Source organism: Hymenobacter lapidiphilus, from assembly GCF_003417065.2.
Classification (GTDB): Bacteria; Bacteroidota; Bacteroidia; order Cytophagales; family Hymenobacteraceae; genus Hymenobacter.
In genome coordinates this window covers 1-18596 of the sequence record NZ_QVLT01000042.1, presented here as the reverse complement: position 1 = coordinate 18596, position 18596 = coordinate 1, and the positions used below count along the sequence as shown (strand labels likewise).

General features: G+C 61.0%; 16 protein-coding genes. 8 read left to right on the top strand and 8 right to left on the bottom strand.

Features of this window, described 5'->3' with window-relative positions:
* The first annotated feature begins 76 nt into the window (after positions 1 to 76).
* Entirely contained in the window at positions 77 to 613 is a 537-nt protein-coding gene (locus tag D0N36_RS17460) for a nuclear transport factor 2 family protein (protein WP_116943110.1), read from the top strand.
* Between the two features lie 36 nt (positions 614 to 649).
* Here the strand turns inward: D0N36_RS17460 and nhaA are convergent, their stop codons facing one another.
* From nhaA to D0N36_RS17440, 4 genes are all read right to left on the bottom strand, one after another.
* Complete coding sequence (gene nhaA / locus D0N36_RS17455; protein WP_116943109.1) at positions 650 to 1984, bottom strand: Na+/H+ antiporter NhaA; 1335 nt, start codon at positions 1982 to 1984, stop codon at positions 650 to 652.
* Between the two features lie 146 nt (positions 1985 to 2130).
* Entirely contained in the window at positions 2131 to 3360 is a 1230-nt protein-coding gene (sbcD, locus tag D0N36_RS17450) for an exonuclease subunit SbcD (RefSeq protein ID WP_116943108.1), read from the bottom strand.
* Positions 3361 to 3819: 459 nt separating this feature from the next.
* The gene (locus D0N36_RS17445) at positions 3820 to 5196 is read right to left on the bottom strand and encodes an MBL fold metallo-hydrolase (protein WP_116943107.1); all 1377 of its coding nucleotides are present in this window, start codon (positions 5194 to 5196) and stop codon (positions 3820 to 3822) included.
* A 238-nt stretch (positions 5197 to 5434) separates the two neighbouring features.
* Positions 5435 to 5890: a hypothetical protein gene (locus D0N36_RS17440; protein WP_116943106.1), complete on the bottom strand. Its 456-nt coding sequence runs from the start codon at positions 5888 to 5890 to the stop codon at positions 5435 to 5437.
* A 206-nt stretch (positions 5891 to 6096) separates the two neighbouring features.
* Here D0N36_RS17440 and D0N36_RS17435 point away from each other — a divergent pair, with 206 nt between their 5' ends.
* A complete protein-coding gene (locus D0N36_RS17435) occupies positions 6097 to 7677 on the top strand; it encodes an amino acid permease (protein WP_116943105.1) in 1581 nt (526 codons plus the stop codon).
* Between the two features lie 82 nt (positions 7678 to 7759).
* Here D0N36_RS17435 and D0N36_RS17430 read toward each other — a convergent pair whose 3' ends face one another.
* Positions 7760 to 7969, bottom strand: a complete 210-nt coding sequence (locus tag D0N36_RS17430; protein WP_116943104.1) for a hypervirulence associated TUDOR domain-containing protein — start codon at positions 7967 to 7969, stop codon at positions 7760 to 7762.
* 184 nt (positions 7970 to 8153) lie between these two features.
* On the opposite strand from D0N36_RS17430, the gene D0N36_RS17425 reads away from it, so the two are divergent.
* The 4 genes from D0N36_RS17425 to D0N36_RS17410 all read left to right on the top strand — a co-directional run bounded on the left by D0N36_RS17425 (position 8154) and on the right by D0N36_RS17410 (position 13041).
* On the top strand, positions 8154 to 8822 hold the full coding sequence (locus D0N36_RS17425; protein ID WP_190242744.1) for a response regulator: 669 nt from the start codon (positions 8154 to 8156) through the stop codon (positions 8820 to 8822).
* A gap of 775 nt (positions 8823 to 9597) precedes the next feature.
* Entirely contained in the window at positions 9598 to 11613 is a 2016-nt protein-coding gene (locus D0N36_RS17420; protein WP_190242743.1) for an RICIN domain-containing protein, read from the top strand.
* A 47-nt stretch (positions 11614 to 11660) separates the two neighbouring features.
* Entirely contained in the window at positions 11661 to 12566 is a 906-nt protein-coding gene (locus tag D0N36_RS17415; RefSeq protein ID WP_116943101.1) for a DUF6929 family protein, read from the top strand.
* A 196-nt stretch (positions 12567 to 12762) separates the two neighbouring features.
* Entirely contained in the window at positions 12763 to 13041 is a 279-nt protein-coding gene (locus D0N36_RS17410) for a hypothetical protein (RefSeq protein ID WP_116943100.1), read from the top strand.
* 96 nt (positions 13042 to 13137) lie between these two features.
* Here D0N36_RS17410 and D0N36_RS17405 read toward each other — a convergent pair whose 3' ends face one another.
* The 3 genes from D0N36_RS17405 to D0N36_RS17395 are packed head-to-tail and all read right to left on the bottom strand — an operon-like array spanning position 13138 to position 15822.
* Positions 13138 to 13845 (bottom strand): alpha/beta fold hydrolase, encoded by a 708-nt coding sequence (locus D0N36_RS17405; protein ID WP_116943099.1) that lies wholly within the window; start codon positions 13843 to 13845, stop codon positions 13138 to 13140.
* Positions 13845 to 14759, bottom strand: coding sequence for a serine aminopeptidase domain-containing protein (locus D0N36_RS17400; RefSeq protein WP_147320960.1), 915 nt, complete (start codon positions 14757 to 14759; stop codon positions 13845 to 13847). The genes D0N36_RS17405 and D0N36_RS17400 overlap by 1 nt, the downstream gene beginning before the upstream one ends.
* A 58-nt stretch (positions 14760 to 14817) precedes the next feature.
* Positions 14818 to 15822, bottom strand: coding sequence for a fasciclin domain-containing protein (locus D0N36_RS17395; protein WP_116943097.1), 1005 nt, complete (start codon positions 15820 to 15822; stop codon positions 14818 to 14820).
* Between the two features lie 232 nt (positions 15823 to 16054).
* Here D0N36_RS17395 and D0N36_RS17390 point away from each other — a divergent pair, with 232 nt between their 5' ends.
* Together D0N36_RS17390 and aspA are read left to right on the top strand one after the other, a co-directional pair.
* Positions 16055 to 16936: a hypothetical protein gene (locus tag D0N36_RS17390; RefSeq protein ID WP_116943096.1), complete on the top strand. Its 882-nt coding sequence runs from the start codon at positions 16055 to 16057 to the stop codon at positions 16934 to 16936.
* A gap of 144 nt (positions 16937 to 17080) precedes the next feature.
* Positions 17081 to 18493 carry an aspartate ammonia-lyase gene (aspA, locus tag D0N36_RS17385; RefSeq protein ID WP_116943095.1) on the top strand — a complete coding sequence of 471 codons (1413 nt, stop codon included), beginning with the start codon at positions 17081 to 17083 and terminating at the stop codon, positions 18491 to 18493.
* The last annotated feature ends 103 nt before the right edge of the window (positions 18494 to 18596 follow it).

Sequence of the window (18596 nt, the reverse complement as noted above, 5' to 3'; positions counted from 1 at the left end):
GCGGCCTTCGTTTTTGCGAGACGGGAAACAAGGGCCTGCGAGCGGGCAAATAGTGCCGAATCCTTTTCTTTGGTTCATGCAAAGCAACTCCCACCTACGAAGCAAAAGCAACTACCCCAGCCGCCGCTACGCCTTGCTGGTACTGGTGGCCCTGGCCGGGAGCAGCGCCTGCACCACGGTAAAGCCCCCGGCCCCGGTGTCGTCAGCGCCCAAAGCGCCCGTTTCGCCGGAGCTCTACCGCACCATTGCCCGGCTGGACAGCGCCATGTTTGCGGCCTTCAACCAGCACGACGCAGATAAGCTACAAACCTATTTTGCCGACGACCTGGAGTTCTACCACGACAAAGGCGGCGTATCTGATTTCCGGCAGACGATGGACAGCTTCCGCCGCATGTTCGAGCAGAATCAGACCACGGGCCTGAACCGGCAACTCATGCCCGGCACCATGGAGGTGTTCCCCATCAAGGACTACGGCGCCGTGGAAACCTACCTGCACCGCTTCTGCCACGTGGAAAACGGCAAAGATGACTGCGGAACCTTTAAGAATATGATGGTGTGGCGACTGAAAGACGGCCGCTGGCAAGTAACGCGCGTGGTGAGTTACGACCACTAAGTTGCCAGAGCACGGTTTGCTATTTTCTGACTCTCACTAATTACTGCCACTCACAACCACTGTCTCCGGCAATGGCATGGTGCGCAGCAGCAAAAAGCCCAGCGTGCCGGAAATGAACGAGGCGGTGAGGATGGCCAGCTTGGCCACCGGCTCGCCAGCCGTGTGCTCGCCTAAGGCCAGCAGCGTGATAAACAGCGACATAGTGAAGCCGATGCCGCCCAGCAGGCCCGCGCCCCAGATGTGCCGCCACGTAACGCCGGCCGGCAGCGAGGCCCAGCCCAAGCGGATGCTCAACCAGCTCAGGGCCCCGATGCCCAGCGGCTTGCCCACCGTGAGGCCCAGAATGATGCCCAGGCCCAGCGGCGTAAGCAGGTCGCGGAACACCGAGGCATCGATTTCGAGGCTGGTGTTGGCGAAGGCGAAAAGCGGGATGATAACGAAGGCCACCACCGAATGCAGGCGCTGCTCCAGCTTCTGGGCCGGCGAGCTGATAGAGTCGGAAAGGTACTCCAGCTCCTCGCTGATGATGCGTGGGTTGGCTCCCGCGCCATGCACCTCGTCCTGCAGCATGCTCAGGCGGCTGTTGAGCATGAGCAGCAGCTCGGGCTTGGCCATGCCGATGCGCGAAGGAATGGTGAAGGCCAGCAGAACGCCAGCCAGCGTGGCGTGCACCCCCGATTCGTGCATAAAAAACCACATAAGCACCCCCAGCGGCAGGTACACTACCAGGCTGCGCACGCCCAGTAGGTTCAGGTTCATCAGCAGCATCCACACGCCCAGGGCCAGGTATAAGGAGTTGAGGTGCAGGTTGGTGGTGTAGTAGCCGGCAATTACCAGCACGGCCCCCAGGTCATCGACAATGGCCAGGGCGGTGAGGAATATCTTGAGGCCCAACGGCACGCGCGGCCCCAGCAGCTGCAGCACGGCCAGCGCAAAAGCAATGTCGGTGGCCATCGGAATACCCCAGGCATTGGCGGCGGGTCCGCCCCGGTTGACGAAAAAGTACACCAGCGCCGGCACTACCATGCCGCCAATGGCCGCCGCAATGGGCAGCGTGGCCTGCCGCCGGTCCGAAAGCTCGCCCTCCAGCAACTCGCGTTTGATTTCCAGGCCCACGATGAGAAAGAAAATACTCATCAGTCCATCGTTGATCCAGTGCAGCAAACTCAGGTTCAGGCCTACGCCATTCACGGTGAGGGTGAGGTGCTTGTCCCAGAGCTGCGGGAAAAAGTGTGCCGGACCCCAGTTGGTGTTGGCCAGTACCAGGGCCAGCACGGCACTGGCCATCAGCATGATGCCGCCCGCAGCCTCGCGACGGAAAAACTCGGCAAAGGGCCGCACCAGCGGACGAACGATTTGGGATACAGCCATAGAAACCAGCAGGGTAGAAGTGCGCGGACCGGGGGCTATAAGCTGCCGCGGGCCCAGAACAGAGGGCTGCGGCACGGCAAATGTGCCCCGGCTCTCTCTGCCAAAGATACAAGACTCACCACAGCCCCCGGCCACCAAGCCGCCTTTTATAGGCTTTCCAGCAGCTCATCGAAAGTGCGTAGCAGCTCGGCGCGGGCCTCGGCCGGCTCGGCCTCCAGGCGTTGTTCGAATACCTCGCGGGCCGTAAAATCGTGCAGGCTGCGGGTGAGGCTGGCTTCGGCTTCCTCGTTGGCTCCCAGGGGCCGCAGGGCAATCAGGCGCAGGTGTCGGCGGGCCAGCACCACGAGCTGTTGCCGGTCGAGGGCGTCAACTACTTTCAGCAGCGTTTCGGCTACTTCCAGCTGGCTCAACTCCGAATGCACTTGCACATCGGCCCAGGCCGGCAGCGCGTAGCCGGCGTTGTCGTAGGCCGTTAGGGCCGCAGTAACTTCCTGCAGCGTGCCATGCATGCGCACCAGCCGCCGTGCGCCCGGTACCGGCCGGCTGTTCAGGCTGGCCACTTTGCCGGCCGCAAATTCCACCAGCAGCACTTCCTTGGCGTGGTCTACTTCGGAGAATGATAAGGCAATGGGGGAGCCCGAATAGCGGATATGCTCCTGCCCGCCCACCCGCTGAGGCCGGTGCAGGTGGCCCAGCGCCACGTAGTCGAAAACGGCCGGAAAGTGGTCGGCGGTTACCTGGCCCAGGTTGCCCACATGAATGGTGCGCTCCGAGTCGGAGGGAGAGGCCCCGGCGGCGTATAAATGGCCGGTAGCCAGCACGGGCAGCCCCAGCGCCTTCAGCTGCCACACCTGCTCCACCTCGGCCACGCGGGCATAATGGTCGGCCAGGCCCTGCCTAATGCGGGTTTCGCGCTCCTCGGCCGACTCGCCGGGCACGGAGAGGCGCACGTCCCGGTCGCGCAGAAACGGCACCGCGCACACCACCAGCCCGGGCCGGCCGGCGGCATCATCGAGCACCAGTACCTGCTCCTCAAAACACTCGGGTACGCAGCCCACCACATGCACCCGCAGGTGGCGCAACAGTCGGGCCGGCGCGTTCAGGGTAGCCGGCGAGTCGTGGTTGCCGCCCACCACCACCACGTCGCGACAGTCGGTTTGGCGCAGCTTCAGCAGGAAATCGTAGTACAGCTCCAGGGCTTGGTTGGAGGGCGAGCCGTTATCGAAAATGTCGCCCGCCACGATGAGCACCTCCACCTTTTCCTCCTGAATAGTGGCAATAAGCCAGTCAAGAAAGTGGCGGTGCTCCTCGGTCCGCTCGTGGCCCTGAATGAACCGCTGGCCCAGATGCCAGTCGGCGGTGTGCAATACGCGCATGGGTTTTGAATGAGCTTCCTGCAGAGGCGCGCGAAGGTTTTTGTGTGGACTAAGGTGATTATCTGTGTGCCTACGCAGAACATTCGCGCTTCTCCCCGAGAAACCACTATTGGATATCTACCAGATTCTTGATCAGAGAGTAGTAATAAACTTGGTTGCGAGTGATAGTAGTGGCCTCTTTACTCACTTTATCACCCTTTATTCTTCTGAAGTATAGTGGAAGAACTCTCTCGAATACCTTCAAACTCAGTTTTCTATTCACTGATATTTCACTTGAAGGACTGTTATTCAATGCTTTGCTGATGTAAACGCAATCAGACGAGGCACTAGCCGTAAACCATTTATATGGCCTATTGGTGATGGGTTCTGTATGGAATTCCCTACTATCATTCCAAGTGCTTTGATTATTAATCTCCAAGCAGCGTGAGCATCTATGTCATTCATAGCTGGCATCTAGAGCTATCTAACAGGCTGCGCCTGAAAGGAAGTAACGGCTTCACCCAAATCGTACACCGCAACGCCCGGCAGTGCCGCCTGCACAATGCTGGCACCGGCCGCCGAGCGGTAGCCGCCGGCACAGTGTACCAGCACAGGCTTATCGGTCGGAATTTCGGCGGTTCGTTCCCGCAGTTCGGGCAGCGGAATGACCAACGCGTTTTCGAACAGCCGCTCTTTTGCCTCGGTGCGGTTGCGGATGTCAACGATGGTATAGCTGTCGGGGTGCTGGCGCACCTGCTCCACATCGGTGGCGGCGCTGGTTATCGGTTGGTCGCGGGGGGCAAGCAGGGCCCCTTTGATGTTGGTTTCGTAGCCGATTTTGGCCGCCTTGCGGATGATGGTGTCGAGGGCAATCTGCGAGTCGGCCAGTAAGTAGAACGGCTCGTCGGGCCCCACAATCGAGCCCAGCCAGGTTTCGAATTTGCCCCCATCCATCAAATTGATGGCCCCGGGCAGGTGGCCGGCCCGGAACTCGTCGGCCGGGCGGGTGTCCACCACCAGCAGGCCGGGCTCCATTTCGGTTTCGTCGCGCAGGCGCGGTACCGTCCGGATGCTGTCTTCGAAGGGCTGGGCCCCCAGTTTGTTGAGCAGCACATTGTACCCAAAATACTTGGGCATAAAGGGCTGGTCTTCGAGCAAAACCTTCACAAAGTCCTCCTCGCTCATGGGCTGGAGGGCATAGTTGGTTTTGGTTTCCTTGCCAATGGTGCTGTCGAGGTCGGAGCTGGTGGTTTTACCGCACAGCGAGCCGGGGCCGTGGGCCGGATACACCCGGGTAGAAGCCGGCAGCGTCATCAGTTTCTGGCGGGTGCTTTGGTAGAGTTGGGCCGCCAGCGACTCGCGGCTGTGCCCGCCCACGGCGTCGGATTCGCGCAGATCGGGCCGGCCCACGTCGCCTACAAATAGCGTGTCGCCGGTAAATACGGCCCGGGTCTGGGCCAGCTCATCCATCAGCAGCACGCTGATGGAGTCGGGCGAATGGCCGGGCGTGTTGAGCGCGTGCAGCTCGACGGTGCCCACCGCAATGCGCTGGCCGTCGTCGAAACCCTGGTGCGGGTAGCTGGCCTGGGCCAGCTGGCTGATATAGATGGGCGCGCCGGTTTCCTGGGCTATTTCGAGATGCGAGCTAACAAAATCGGCGTGGGGATGGGTTTCGATGATGGCCACAATGCGGGCCTCGTGCTCATCGGCGAAATCGTAGTAGGGCTGCGGGTCGCGGGCCGGGTCGATGAGGGCAATCTGACCTTCGCTGCGGATGGCGTAGCTGGCGTGGGCCAGGCCTTTATCGTAGAACTGCTGAATTTGTACCGAGCCGGTACTACTGGGCAGAGGACTCATGGGGTGTTGGATGTGGTGAAAGGTGCCCCGGCCATTGCTGGGCCATTGCAGAGGGGCATACTTTCAAATATACGTAACCCAATTGCTCCGTGCTGCAAAAGTTGCTCGCACCGGCATCCTACCCAGTAGAAAAGCACCACTCCAATTGGTACGGGCCCCAGCCAAAGTAGCGCTTCGCAGCGGGCGGCACCCAGTATCAGCCGGCCCAAAACGAGTTCCGGCTAGCGCAGGCCGCCTGCTAATGTTGCGTCTGCATCCGGCGGTTGCCACGCTGTTCCTGGCGCTCCTGGCGCAGTTGGGTGTAGCGGGCATATTGGTCCGGCGTGAAAATGCCCTTTAGCTGGGCCTCATACTGCTGCTGCCGGGCCTGGGCTGTCTGGCGCCCATCGGCCCGGTTGGTACCTGCCGGTGGTGGGCCGCCGGCCCGGCGGGTCTGGGCGTCGGTGCGGCGGGTTTGTTCGAGCTGCAGCAGCTGTTCGCGCTGCTCGGCCGAGAGGCCCAGCTGCTGGGTATAACGGTCGGCGAGCTGCTCGGCCGACAAAGGCGGCTGGCGTTGCGCGGTTCCGGCGGGGGCGTCGGGCGAGGCGCCCTGCATGGTAGCAGCCGTCGCCTTTTTGCGGCCGGGCGAAACCTGGGCAGTAGCCGCGCCGGCCGATAGGGTGGCAAGAGCCAGCAGAATGAGCAACTTTTTCATAAAAGGAAAGTCTGTGGACTTGGTTTACGGCCGATAGACCTCCGTGCGGCCGGCAGGTTTAATGGGGTTGATTTTTTGCCTGCGCCGGCAAACAGGGCCTTCGAAACCGGATTATCGCCCTATATTGGGCCTCCTAAAGAAGCGGCAGTTCGCTTCGCTTACTTGGCATCTCATCTTTTCACTTCTTTCCATCTTCGTTTTCCCCTATGGCAAATATTTTCGCCAAAAAACCGCTGGCCGTGCTCCTGGGCGAGGCCAACTCCACCGGGCACGGTACCCTGCAACGGACGCTGGGCGCGGGCAACCTAGTGGCCCTGGGCGTGGGCGCTATTATTGGAGCGGGCCTGTTTGTGCGCACTGCCGCCGCTGCTGCGCAGGCCTCCGGCCCGGGCGTAACGCTGGCTTTTATTCTGGCTGCCTTCGGTTGCGTATTCGCCGGCCTGTGCTACGCCGAGTTTGCCGCCATGATTCCCATTGCCGGCTCGGCTTACACCTACGCCTACACTACCATGGGCGAGCTGGTGGCCTGGATTATCGGCTGGGCGCTCATCATGGAATACGCCCTGGGGGCGGCTACCGTATCCATCGCCTGGAGCGAGTATCTGAACAAGCTTCTGGAGACTTTTGGGACGGAAATACCGTATGCCCTAAGCCATTCTCCCCTGGAGCGCGCTGTGATTGACGGCGTGGCCCAGCAGGGCTTCATCAACCTGCCGGCGTTGCTCATTATCGTGGCTTTGAGCCTGTTGCTGGTGAAAGGCACGCAGGAGTCGGCCATGTTCAACGCCGTCATCGTGGTGCTGAAAGTGCTCATCGTTATCGTCTTCATCGGGGTAGGCTGGCAGTTCATCGACCCCGCCAACCACACGCCTTACCTGATTCCGGCCGATGCCGTAGTGAAAAACGCTGCCGGTGAGGTGGTGCGCACCTACGAAGGCTGGAACAAGCACGGCTGGGGCGGCATTCTGGGTGGCGCGGGCATCGTGTTCTTCGCCTTTATCGGTTTCGACGCCGTGAGCACAGCCGCGCAGGAAGCCCGCAATCCCAAGCGCGACATGCCCATCGGCATCCTCGGTTCGCTGGCTCTTTGCACCGTACTCTACATCCTGTTCGGACACGTACTGACGGGCGTGGCCAACTGGCGCGAATTCGCCGATCCGGCGGTGGGCGGCGAGGCTTCGGTGAGCTACGCCATTAGTGCGCACATGACCGGCTACGGCTGGCTGGCCACGGCCGTGACGGTAGGTATCCTGCTGGGCTTCACGTCGGTAATGCTGGTAATGCTGATGGGGCAGAGCCGGGTTTTCTTCTCGATGGCCAAAGACGGGCTGATGCCTAAGGCCTTCTCCGAACTGCACCCGCGCTTCAACACGCCTTACAAGTCCAACCTCATTCTGATGGTGTTCGTGGGCCTGTTCGCAGCCTTCGTGCCCGGTAACCTGGCCGGCGACCTGACCTCGTTCGGTACGCTGCTGGCCTTTGTGCTGGTGAGCCTGGGTGTGTGGATTATGCGCAAGTCGGACCCCGACCAGCCGCGTCCGTTCCGGGCCCCGCTTTCGTCGGCCAGCTTTCCGCTGGTGCCCATTATGGGAGCCCTTGTGTGCTCGGCCCTCATTGTTGGCCTCGACGTGGCTACGCTGGAAGTAGCGGCCATTTGGATGGTATTGGGCTTTATCGTGTACTTCCTCTATGGCAAGCGCAACTCCATGCTCCAGAAGGGCGTGGTGGTGGTGCCGACCGAAATGGATGAGGAAGCCTTCATCAAGCCCGATAAAGACAACCTCTAAGCATCTGCTCAGCGGTTTCAAACCTGGAAAAGCCCCGTCAGAACTCTCTGATGGGGCTTTTGCATAGGGGCTGACAGCGGAGCTAGCCGGCAGCCGTTACTTCGCTTTTCAGCTTGAGCACTTTGTCGCCGTTTTCCTGCACGATAAGGTAGGCGGGGTTTTCGGGGGTGCCGTGGCGGGTAATTTCAGCCCCTTTGATTTTGCGGCTGACAGTTTCCTTGTGGGTTTGCTCGATTTTTCCGGTAGCTGTGCCGGTGCCGTATTTCCAACTTACCTGGGTGCCTTTACGCATGGGGAAACGTGTGAGAATCGGGTGGAAAAAGATAAAGTAGGGATACTACCTTGGTTTACTGCCAATGCCCCGGTCGCGTTGCCAGGGTGGGCCTAGCCCAATATGCCCCCGCCCGGATTTATGTATCTTTCCTGTAGCTTGGGCCTGTTATGGCAGCCTCGGGCCCGGGGCTTATCGTATTTCTATGTCTGCTTTTGCTGTGCCTGGAACCGTTATCAACTTACTGTTGGTGGATGACCACCCGATGATAGTAGAAGGCATCCGGCAAATGCTGCTGCCCGAACCCGATTTGCAGGTGGTGGCCCAGGCCAACGGTGGCGAGCAGGCGCTGGAACTGCTCGAAACCCACCCGCATGTGCAGGTGGTACTGCTCGACCTGAGCATGCCCGGCATGAGCGGCATCGAGCTGGCCCGCGCCATCCGGGCCAATTGGCCCGATGTGCGAGTGCTGGCCCTGAGTATGTTTCACGACCACGCCACGGTGGCCGAAGTGCTGGAGGCCGGCGGGGCCGGCTACGTGCTCAAAACCGCCACCTGCATAGAACTGAGCACTGCTATCCGGCAGGTAGCTGCCGGCCGCACTTACTTCAGCCAGGATGTGGCCGATACGCTGCTCGAGAGCCAGCAGATTGCCGGCGACCTGAAGGCTGCCCGTCTGCCCGCCATCACTCGTCGCGAGCGGGAAATTCTGCAGCTTGTGGCCCGCGAGCACTCCAATCTGGAAATAGCCGAAGCACTGTTTATCAGCGAGCGAACAGTGGAAACCCACCGCCGTAACCTGCTAGCGAAAACCAACTCCAAATCGGTGGTGGGCCTGATTCAATACGCCATCCGCCACAACTTGCTGGCGTAGCTGCCCCCGAGCCGCCGGCCGAATACGCCTGCCCCGTAACCACATGCCTCCTCGGGTGGGCACACGGTTGCGGGGCGGGCGTTTGTGCGTTACCGGTTTCGGGCCTTATGCAGCAATCAAGGGGGATAAGCAGGGTAGTGGTTACTGTAGGATAAGCTGTTCGGCTGCTGGTGGAGAAGTATGCCTACGTGCTGCCACGTATTTTTTGCGATAATGACAGGATGTTTTAGATTTTATCAATAAAAAATGTACCTTGGTATCATTCAATTGAATAAAAATATCGTCATGTTGTTGGGTGCTACTCCAAAGCTGTTTTCTGCCGGCGGCGGCACCCCCGGCCTGCGAGAACGACCCCCTGTTACGCTTCTACTCATATAAACTGCCTGCTGCCATGTCGTCAAAAATCCTCTCCTTCATTTGCCACGTACCGGCCATGAGTGCCGGGTCTCATTCTGCCACCTCTGCTACTGTCAGCCGTAAATCTGTTACGCGCAAAACTGACAACCCAACCTCCGGTGGGCATTTCGCGGCCATTTACGAGAACGAGCGGTTCGTACGCTTCAAGTACATGCACAACAACTAGCCAGCCATCTGCCAACCGTTGCCCGAGTGGTTGGGCCAGATAAACCGGCACCGCGCTTCCGTTGGGAGGCGCGGTGCCATGGTGTTGGGGGCGCAGGCAGGCAGCCCGGCAAATGGGGTAACTTGCCGGCTCGTTCATCGTTTTGTGTGCATGATTCAGCTTTTGCTTCGCCGGACCGCCTGGTTGCTTTCCTTGTTTTTTCTGCTTTCTGCCAATGCCCAGGCCCAGCCGGGCAGCTCATTGTTGCCCGATCCTTCGGCCTGGTACGGCGTAGTGGCGCGTAGCAGCGGTCGTTCGCTCGATATTGCCAATGCTTCGGCCGAAGCCGGTGCCGCCGCCGTGCAGTGGGAGTTCACCCACACCGATAGCCAGCAGTGGCGCTTTGTGCCGGCTTCGGCGGGCAGCGAGTTCTTCCGTATTGTGGTACGCCACACCGGCCAGTGCCTCACCCTCACCAGCCCCGACGAAAATGCCCCCCTGAGCCAACGCCCCTGGGACGGCAGCTTTTACCAGCAGTGGAAACTGGTGCCTTCAGGCCCGCTGGGTAGCTTCATGCTCATCAGCCGGGGCAACGATAAGTGCGTCTCGCTGGCCGCCGCCGACAAGTTCAACGGGACGCCCGTGGTGGGCCAGAAGCCTCAGAACCGTGCCTCGCAGCAGTGGAAGCTGTTTAAGCTGCGCCTGAACCTGGACCCCTCGCTGCCCGGCTTCGGGGTGCCCGAGCCGCTGCTGAGTCTGAACACACCCGCCGGTAACGAGTTGCAGCCAGTAGTTTCGCCCGATGGCAATACGTTGTATTTCAGCCGTACCCGCTTCGCCGGCAACACCGAGGGCGTCACCGAATCGGGCGACATCTGGGTAAGCACTTCGGCTAATAGCGGCCGTACCTGGGCCCCGGCCACCCGCTTCGATGCGCTCAATACCAGCCAGCACAACGGCGTGATGAGCATAGTGGAAGAAGGCAAGACCCTGATAGTACGGGGTAGTTACGGGCGCGACGGCTCGTTTCAGGACGTGGGCCTGAGCAAAGTACCGCGCAGTGTATCGGCCAAAAAGAACCGCCCCCAAGTAGTGGAAGTAGCCAACTATTACACCGCCGGCGCCGCCACGGGCTTCTTTATGAGTCCCGACCAGCAGATTCTGCTGCTGAGCCTGGAGCGCAGCGACTCGGAAGGGGCCAACGACCTGTACGTGAGCCGGCCCACGCCCAGCGGCCTCTGGACCCAGCCGCTCAACCTGGGAGCCGTCATTAACTCGCCGGGCTTCGACTTCGCGCCCTGGCTATCCAGTGACGGTAAATCTCTCTACTTCAGCTCCTACGGCCACGCTGGCTACGGCGGCTCCGATATTTTTGTGAGTACCCGCCTCGACGACTCCTGGACTAAATGGACCGAGCCGCGCAACCTGGGCTACCCCATCAACGGGCCCGGCTTCAATGCCTACCTGAGCTTGTCGGCGGATGAGAAGCAGGCCTTTTTCTCCTCCACGGCTTCAGTAAATGGACCCGCCGACCTATTTCGTACGGCCACCGGGGCCCGCCCGGCTGCGCCCGACACGGTGGCCGCCCCGCCGGTAGCCGTGGTAACGCCTACGCCGGCCACGCCCCGCACGCTGCTTACGGGCCGTACACTCGATGCCAAAACCAATAAGGCCCTGGCTACCCAGGTGCAGGTAAACCGCTTGGGCAACGACTTGCTGTTCAATGCCACGGCCCGTACCGATGTAGCGCTGGGAGCCTTCCAGATGACGCTGCCGCCCGGTCGTTACCGCATTCAGGCCACCCGCGTAGGCTACCTCACGGCCACCGATACCATTACCATGACCGGTTCGCGCAGCGTGGAGCTGACGCTGGTACCGGCTGCCGTGGGCTCGAGCCTGGAGCTGCCCACACTCATTTTTGCCCAAGGTAAGTTTACGCTGCTGCCGGCCTCCTACACCGAGCTCAACCGCCTGGCCCGCACCCTCGAAGACAACCCCATGGTGAACATCCGCCTCGAAGGCCACACCGATAACCAGGGCAGCGCCGACCTGAACGTAAAGCTGTCGGAAGACCGCGTAAACGAGGTGAAACGCTACCTGGTGAGCCGGGGCGTGGCCGAGCGGCGCATCAGCACCGTGGGCCTGGGTGGCAGCCGGCCCCGCGCCTCCAACGCCCAGGAAAATACCCGCAAGCTCAACCGCCGGGTCGAATTTACTATTGTGAAATAAAGCGCCGATGCCGCCCGGCACGTTGGCTTCGCTACTCAATTACTGCCATGCATGCCATAGTTCACCGCGAAGTTGCCCTGCCTAAGCTGCCCTCCGCTTCGGGGGCCGAGCTGGTAGGCGATGCGCTGTACGTTATCGGCGACGACTCGCCTTGGCTTTACCGGCTCGATGCGGCCACGCTGGCAGCCGGCCAGCCCACGGCGCTGTTCGAAACGGCCCACTTCAGCGCCGGCCGCATCCCCAAGCACCTCAAGCCCGACCTGGAGTGCCTGACTATCCTGCGCACCACTCGCGGCGAAACCGGGCTGCTGGCCCTGGGCTCGGGGGCCACAGCGGCCCGCGAGCAGGGCTATTGGGTGCCACTGAGCGGGCCTGATAACCTGCCCGGTACCGTGTATCCGTTGAGTATGACGGGCCTATACGCGGCGCTGCGGCCACAGTTGCCAGCCGGTGCCACGCTCAACCTGGAAGCCGCCGCCGCCACCGAAACCGAGTTGTTGCTGCTACAGCGCACTGTGGGGGCGGCCGTTGGTGGTAACCTGCTGTTTCGGCTGCCACTGGCTGCCACGCTGGATTTTCTGCACCGCCGCCAGCCTCGCCCGCCTGCCGTGCAGGCCCTCCGCTTCCGGTTGCCCACTATTGAGGGCAAGTCCGCTGGTTTTTCGGGTGCCGCCTGGTTTGCGGGGCAACTGTTCGTAACGGCTTCAGTAGAAGACACGGCTGATGCGGTGCTTGACGGAGTCGTGTTAGGCTCATTTGTAGGTGTGTTGCCGCTTGATGGGACCCGAGCAAGGCTGGCCCAACTAGCCTGGCCCGATGGCCGGCCCTACCAGGGCAAAGTGGAAAGCGTGGCCGTGCGGCAGCAACTGGCCCCCGGCCACTTCGAGCTGCTGCTGGTAACCGACGACGACGCGGGCGGCTCGACGGCCGTAGTGGCGGAGCTCGTCTTTTGAGTTACCGAGTTTTGTAGTCGTTTCCTGGACAGGAGTGGAGGCCGAATTTTACATTTTGAAGAGTCGTAAAACGTGCCCTTCTTTGGTTGAAAATCACCTGGTGAATTGGTCCTGCGAATAGTGTGGCTCAGGGAATTATCCAGTGAATAGAGGTGTTTTTTCGGGGTTGCTATTCCGCCATTTCTTCCCCGGTTTTATGTTGCTTTTCCCCACCCGATTTCTGTATCCAGTGAGTGCCGTGCAGCTGCAGGAGCGGCAGGGGCTGCTGCCCGCCGAGTTCTTGCCTACCATTGAGCAATTGCGTCCTTTCCTCGAAAATGAGCAGGCCTACGGCGAAATTTGCACCACTACGGCCGAGTCGGCCAAGGGGCGGACGCTGCTGGTTTCTTACCGCAAAAGCTACGCAGCCGAGCAGGGCTTCGTAGTGGAAATCTTGGATATTGAAGTAGTTACCCCACTGGTCCGGGCGGCGTAAATGCGGCCGTCATAATTTCCAGCGCTAAAGCAACAGCGCCCGTTTTCCTTGCGAAACGGGCGCTGTTGCTTTCTCCTAGTGGTGGCAATGCGCTATTTACTTCGCCGGTGGGGCCAAGGCCTGAATCCAGGTGCGGATGGCATCCAGGGCTGCTGTGGATACCGCCGGGGACTGCCGGCCGTCGATAAGCGGCCACTCATTGGCGGGACCCTGAAACAGGTGGTTGACGCCGCTCAGCTGGCGGCTTTCAGCCAGTTTGCTGCCCTTCAGGCCCTTAGTCAGCAAGCTGAGGTTGGCATCGGGACTAAGCAGCAAATCGTCGGAGCCGTGCAGTAGCAGCACCGGGCACTGCACCGCTGCCAGCTCCTGTTGGGGGTAAAAGCGCAGGTACGAGCGGGTCCAGGGTGTGGTGAGGCGGTTTGCTACCGCAGCGTAGGTCGAATCGGGCTGGTTGGGCCGTTGCACCCGCAGCGCCTGTAGCAACAGGTTGCGGGCGGTGGCATCGTCGGGGGTGCGGCGCACAATATCGAGCAGGGGCCGCTGGTCCCGGGCCAGCGCCTCCAGGCGCTTCTTCTCCTCGGCCCGCTGCCGCAGAAACACCTGCTCCTGCTGTATCTGCAGCTGCGCCGCGTTGGCGCCGCTACTGCGCATTTTCTCTACCCGGGCCTGCCCGGCCGCCTGGGTGATGCTTCGCTCGCGGGCAGTGCGGGCCAGCAGCGAATCGGCCATGGCGGCCTGCCAGCCCACGGCGGGTTGGGCACTAAGCACTTCCAGGCCCGACTGTCCGGCGGCGGCCAGCGTCACTACAAAGGCCGGGGGCAGGGGGCGCCGGCCGCCAGCAGCGCCACGTTGCCCCCTTCGCCGTGGCCCAGCAGGCCCAGGTTTGCCCCATCAAGCAGGGGCTGGGTACGCATGAACTGCAGCGCCGCCTGGGCGTCGCGGGTCCGGTCTTCGGGGCTGGTCAGCTCGGTGCGGCTCCCGGTTTCGCCCACGCCCCGGTCGGGGAAGCGCAGCACGGCAATGCCGCGCCGGGTCAGGTAATCGGCCAAACCGCCCAGCAGCTTATAGTCGCCGTAGCGGCCATCCTGGTCCTGGGCACCCCAGTCGGATAGCAGCGCCACGGCCGGGAAGGGTCCCTCGCCGGCTGGAATAGTCAGGGTGCCGGCAAAGTCTATCTTATCGGTTTCGTTGGCAAATTTTACCTCCTGCACCCGGTAGGGGAGCGGAAACTTAAAGCTTTTGGGGGCGGCGGCAACCGGGGGCGGCACAAACTCCAGCGTGAGGGCCGCCTGGTAACCGGGCTGGCTCCAGATACCGGTCAGGCGGTTGCCTTCGGGGGTGCGCACGCCTTTAAACCGGCAACCCACCTGCTCGGCCACAAACAGCACCGTATCGCCCCGCTGCTCCACCGTAGTGGGAATGCGGTTGATGCGCTGGGGCACCACGTTCAGCACGGCGAAGCGGTTGCCGCTGGCCAGCTCCGTTACAACAAGCTGAATGGGGAGGCTGCCGCCCGGTACGGCCAGAGGCCCTTTCCACTCACCTTCGAGCGAGTACTTACCCGGGCCCTGCGCCTGCGCCGGTAGGCTCCCTGCCAGCAGCACCAGCATCCATGCCAACGCCGCCGGCAACCTCAGATAAAGCAGCGCGCGCTGAAAGCGGCGAAATGGTATGTAAACAATCATAGGGTTGAAGCCGGCCATAAGGATGGCATCCACAAAATATTGAATATACGGTTGAGCTTATACCCTGGTGCCTCAATTGCCAGCCGGGGCACTAGGGCAGAAGCACCCGGTTGATTACATGTACTGTACCATTGGTGCACTGCACATCGGGGATGACCATGCCGGCCGGGGTGGCATTGCCGGCTCCCTGCACCGTGAGCGTGCCAGCCGCGAAAGGCCCTAGGCGCAGGCTCCCCCCGCCCAGTGCTTTTACAGCAGCGTTTTCGGGCATTTCGGGCGTGAAAAGGCTGCCGGCTACCACGTGGTTGAGCAGTACGGCCTGCACGGTGGCTTTAGGCAGCTTACGGATATCAGCCGGTACCAGCAGCGGCACGTTCAACAGGGTGCCCAACTCGCGGAAAGCCTGGTCGGTGGGGGCGAAAACGGTCAGTTGCGGGCTGCCCGGCGTGGCCGACAGGGCGCCGGCCAGGTCGGCGTACAGCACGGCTTCCACCAGAAACGTCAGTTCCGGCTGTACAAATACCTTGGCCTGGCTCAGGGCCACCGCCGACTGCACGATATCAACTCCGGTAGCCAGCAACACCTTATCCACCACATGAATGGTGCCGTTGGCGGCCGGCACGTCGGTGGCCACTATGCGCGAGCCGTTCACATAGCGCGTGCCATCGGCCCGAACCACAATGCGGCGGATTACCGGCATGTCCGAGGCGGCAGTCAGGGCCGAGGCGGAAGTGCTGCCGGCCGTCAGCTCGGTGCCTGGCAGGTTGCCGTTGGCTACGTGGTAATACAGCGTGTTGGTCAGGAATTCCTTCTGCAGGCTGTTCAGGTCAGCTGCCGCATTCAGGCCTAGCCGGGCGAAAGCCGCATTGTTGGGCGCAAAAACCGTGAAGTTACCGCTGGGATCATTAGGATTTTTATTGGATAGCAGCGGCACTACCCCACCGCGTACAGCGGCATCTTCCAATATCTGGAACTCGGCCGTGTTAACGGTAATGGCAGCAATAGAGGGAGTGGCATCCTGCTTCTCGGAGCAGCTGGCCAGTAGCAGCGCACCGGCCCCTAGAAGGCAAAAACAGCGTGTAGAGAATGTAGTCATATTTTTAGGAAACAAAAATTGGGTTTTTCGGCAATTGTTATTGAAGTCAGGGCGTATTAACGAGAACAAAAGTTCTACGGATTTAGTCAATTTGCAAACCGTTGGCTGATTATCTTTCGTAAGTCGGCAACCAGGATAACTAAGAAAGGCTACTTTTGTTCCAGAATCGGGAATTGTGTTATTCCGTTCAAAGCGCCTTTAATTTTATTTCTCGTTTAACCTCTTTTTTTCGATGAAACAACGCTACTTCTCGCCCATCGTGGCCGTTTTGCTGCTGAGCGCTCTGCACGCCTCGGCCCAGAGCCTGAGCAACGGCTTTATGTCGGGCCACAAACATGGCTCGGCCTCTATTTCCACCACCCAGGAGTGGTACCAGCAGGTATATCTGGTACCCGAAAAAGTTGACCGCGTACCAATTTTCGAGCGGATTCAGATTCAGTCGGTCAACCTGTTTGCCAACTACGGCCTCACCGATAAAATTGAGGCCGTCGTAAGTCTACCGTATATCCGCTCCGAGGGACACGCTGGCGAGCAGGTAATCAACGACCTGGGGTACACCAATGTGCGCCAGGGGCTGCAGGACGTAACCGGGCTGCTCAAGTTCAAGGCCTACTCCACGGTGCTGGGCAGTAGCGTGCTGAACTTGCTGGGCGCCGTGAGCGTGAGCACGCCGGCCAGTAAGTATAAGAGCGAGCAGGGCCTGGAGTATATCATTGCTATCGGCAACCGCGCTACCAAAGTGTCCAGCTCCGGCATTGCGCATCTGCAGACGGCCTCGGGCGTGTTCGTAACCGGGCAGGCGGGCTACAGCCTGCGCTCGGGCCGGGTACCCAACGCGTTTCTGGCCGAGTTGAAAACCGGCTACGCTGGCCCTTCTATTTACGTTGATGGCTGGGCTACCATGCAACGCTCGGGCCCCGGCACCGATATTCTGCAGCCGGGCTTCGACGGCTTTTTCCCGGCTACCCGCGTCAACTTTATCCGGGTGGGCGTGAGCGGCTTCCGGCCGCTGGCGCAGGGCTTTGGGCTGGTGGTGGGCGGCAGCACCTACGTGGCAGGCCGCAACGTGGGCAAATCGACGGCCGTAACCGGCGGCCTGGCCTACAACTTCTAGACAGCCAGCTAAACCGGCGAACCAGGCCGGCGAACCGAACTGAAGCAGCCACCCGGCGGCGCCCACCTGGCGCAGTTGGGTGGCTGCTTCGGTTGGGAGGCCTACCTTCGTGTTCTACTTCCCACCATCCGCTGCCGATTACTTATGACAACTGCTGACTTCCGCCTCGAACACGATTTTCTGGGTGAGCGCGAGATTCCGAATCAGGCCTACTACGGCATCCAGACGCTGCGGGCCCTCGAAAATTTCGCCATCACGGGCATTCCCCTTTCTTCCGAGCCGCTGTTTGTGCGCGCCCTGGCCTTCGTGAAAAAAGCCGCCGCCCTGGCCAACCACGAGCTGGGCGTATTGCCCGCCGACATTGCCCAGGCCATTGCCGCGGCTTGCGACCGGGTAGCGGCCGGCGAGTTCAACGACCACTTCCCTACCGACATGATTCAGGGCGGCGCGGGCACTTCGGTGAACATGAACGCCAACGAGGTAATTGCCAACGTGGCCCTCGAAATCATGGGTCACCAGAAGGGCGAGTACCAGTTCTGCCACCCCAACAACCACGTCAACTGCTCGCAAAGCACCAACGACGCCTACCCAACGGCCTTCCGCATCGCCCTCAGCCTTAAGCTGGTGAGCTACAGCCAAGGGCTGGGCGAGTTGGCCGAAGCTTTCGCCGCCAAGGGCGACGAGTTTCGCGACGTGCTGAAAATGGGCCGTACCCAGCTGCAGGATGCCGTGCCGATGAGCATGGGCGACGAGTTCCGGGCCTTCGCTACCAACCTGCACGAGGAACTTTCGCGCATCGAGGACAGCCGCCGTCTCATCAGCGAAATCAACATGGGTGCCACGGCCATTGGTACCGGCGTAAACGCCCCTAACGGCTACGCCGAGTTGGTTACGCGCCACCTGAGCACCATTTCGGGCTTGGAGCTACTGCTGGCCGGCGACTTGTTCGAGGCCACCTACGACACCGGCGCCTACGTGCAGCTCTCGGGCGTGCTGAAGCGTACGGCCGTCAAGCTCTCCAAAATCTGCAACGATTTGCGCCTGCTGTCCTCGGGCCCGCGCTGCGGCTTCAACGAAATCAACCTGCCCGCCCAGCAGCCTGGCTCCAGCATTATGCCCGGCAAGGTGAACCCGGTAATTCCCGAAGTGGTGAACCAGACGGCCTACTACGTGATAGGGGCCGACCTGACGGTGACCATGGCCGCCGAGGCCGGCCAGCTGCAACTCAATGTGATGGAGCCGGTTATCAGCTTTGCGCTGTTCACCAGCATCAGCTACATGAGCAATGCGTGCCGCACGCTGCGCGAAAAGTGCGTGGTGGGCATCACGGCCAACCGCCAGCACGCCGCCGAGCTAGTATATGGCAGCGTGGGCATCGTCACGCAGCTCAACCCACTGCTCGGCTACGAGGCCTCGGCCGATATTGCTAAGGAAGCTCTCAAAACCGGCAAATCCGTCCACGATATTGCCGTTACCGAGCGCGGCCTGCTCACTCAGGAAAAGTGGGACGAAATCTTCACCTTCGAAAACCTGATTCGCCCGGACTTTATTCAATAAGTAAGTGCGGTTGCGCGCAGAACGGTGTAGGGTGCGGGGCTTGTCCCCCGCCCCGCGTGAACGATTCAAACCGAGTCGTTCAACGGGCGGGCGGGGACAAGCC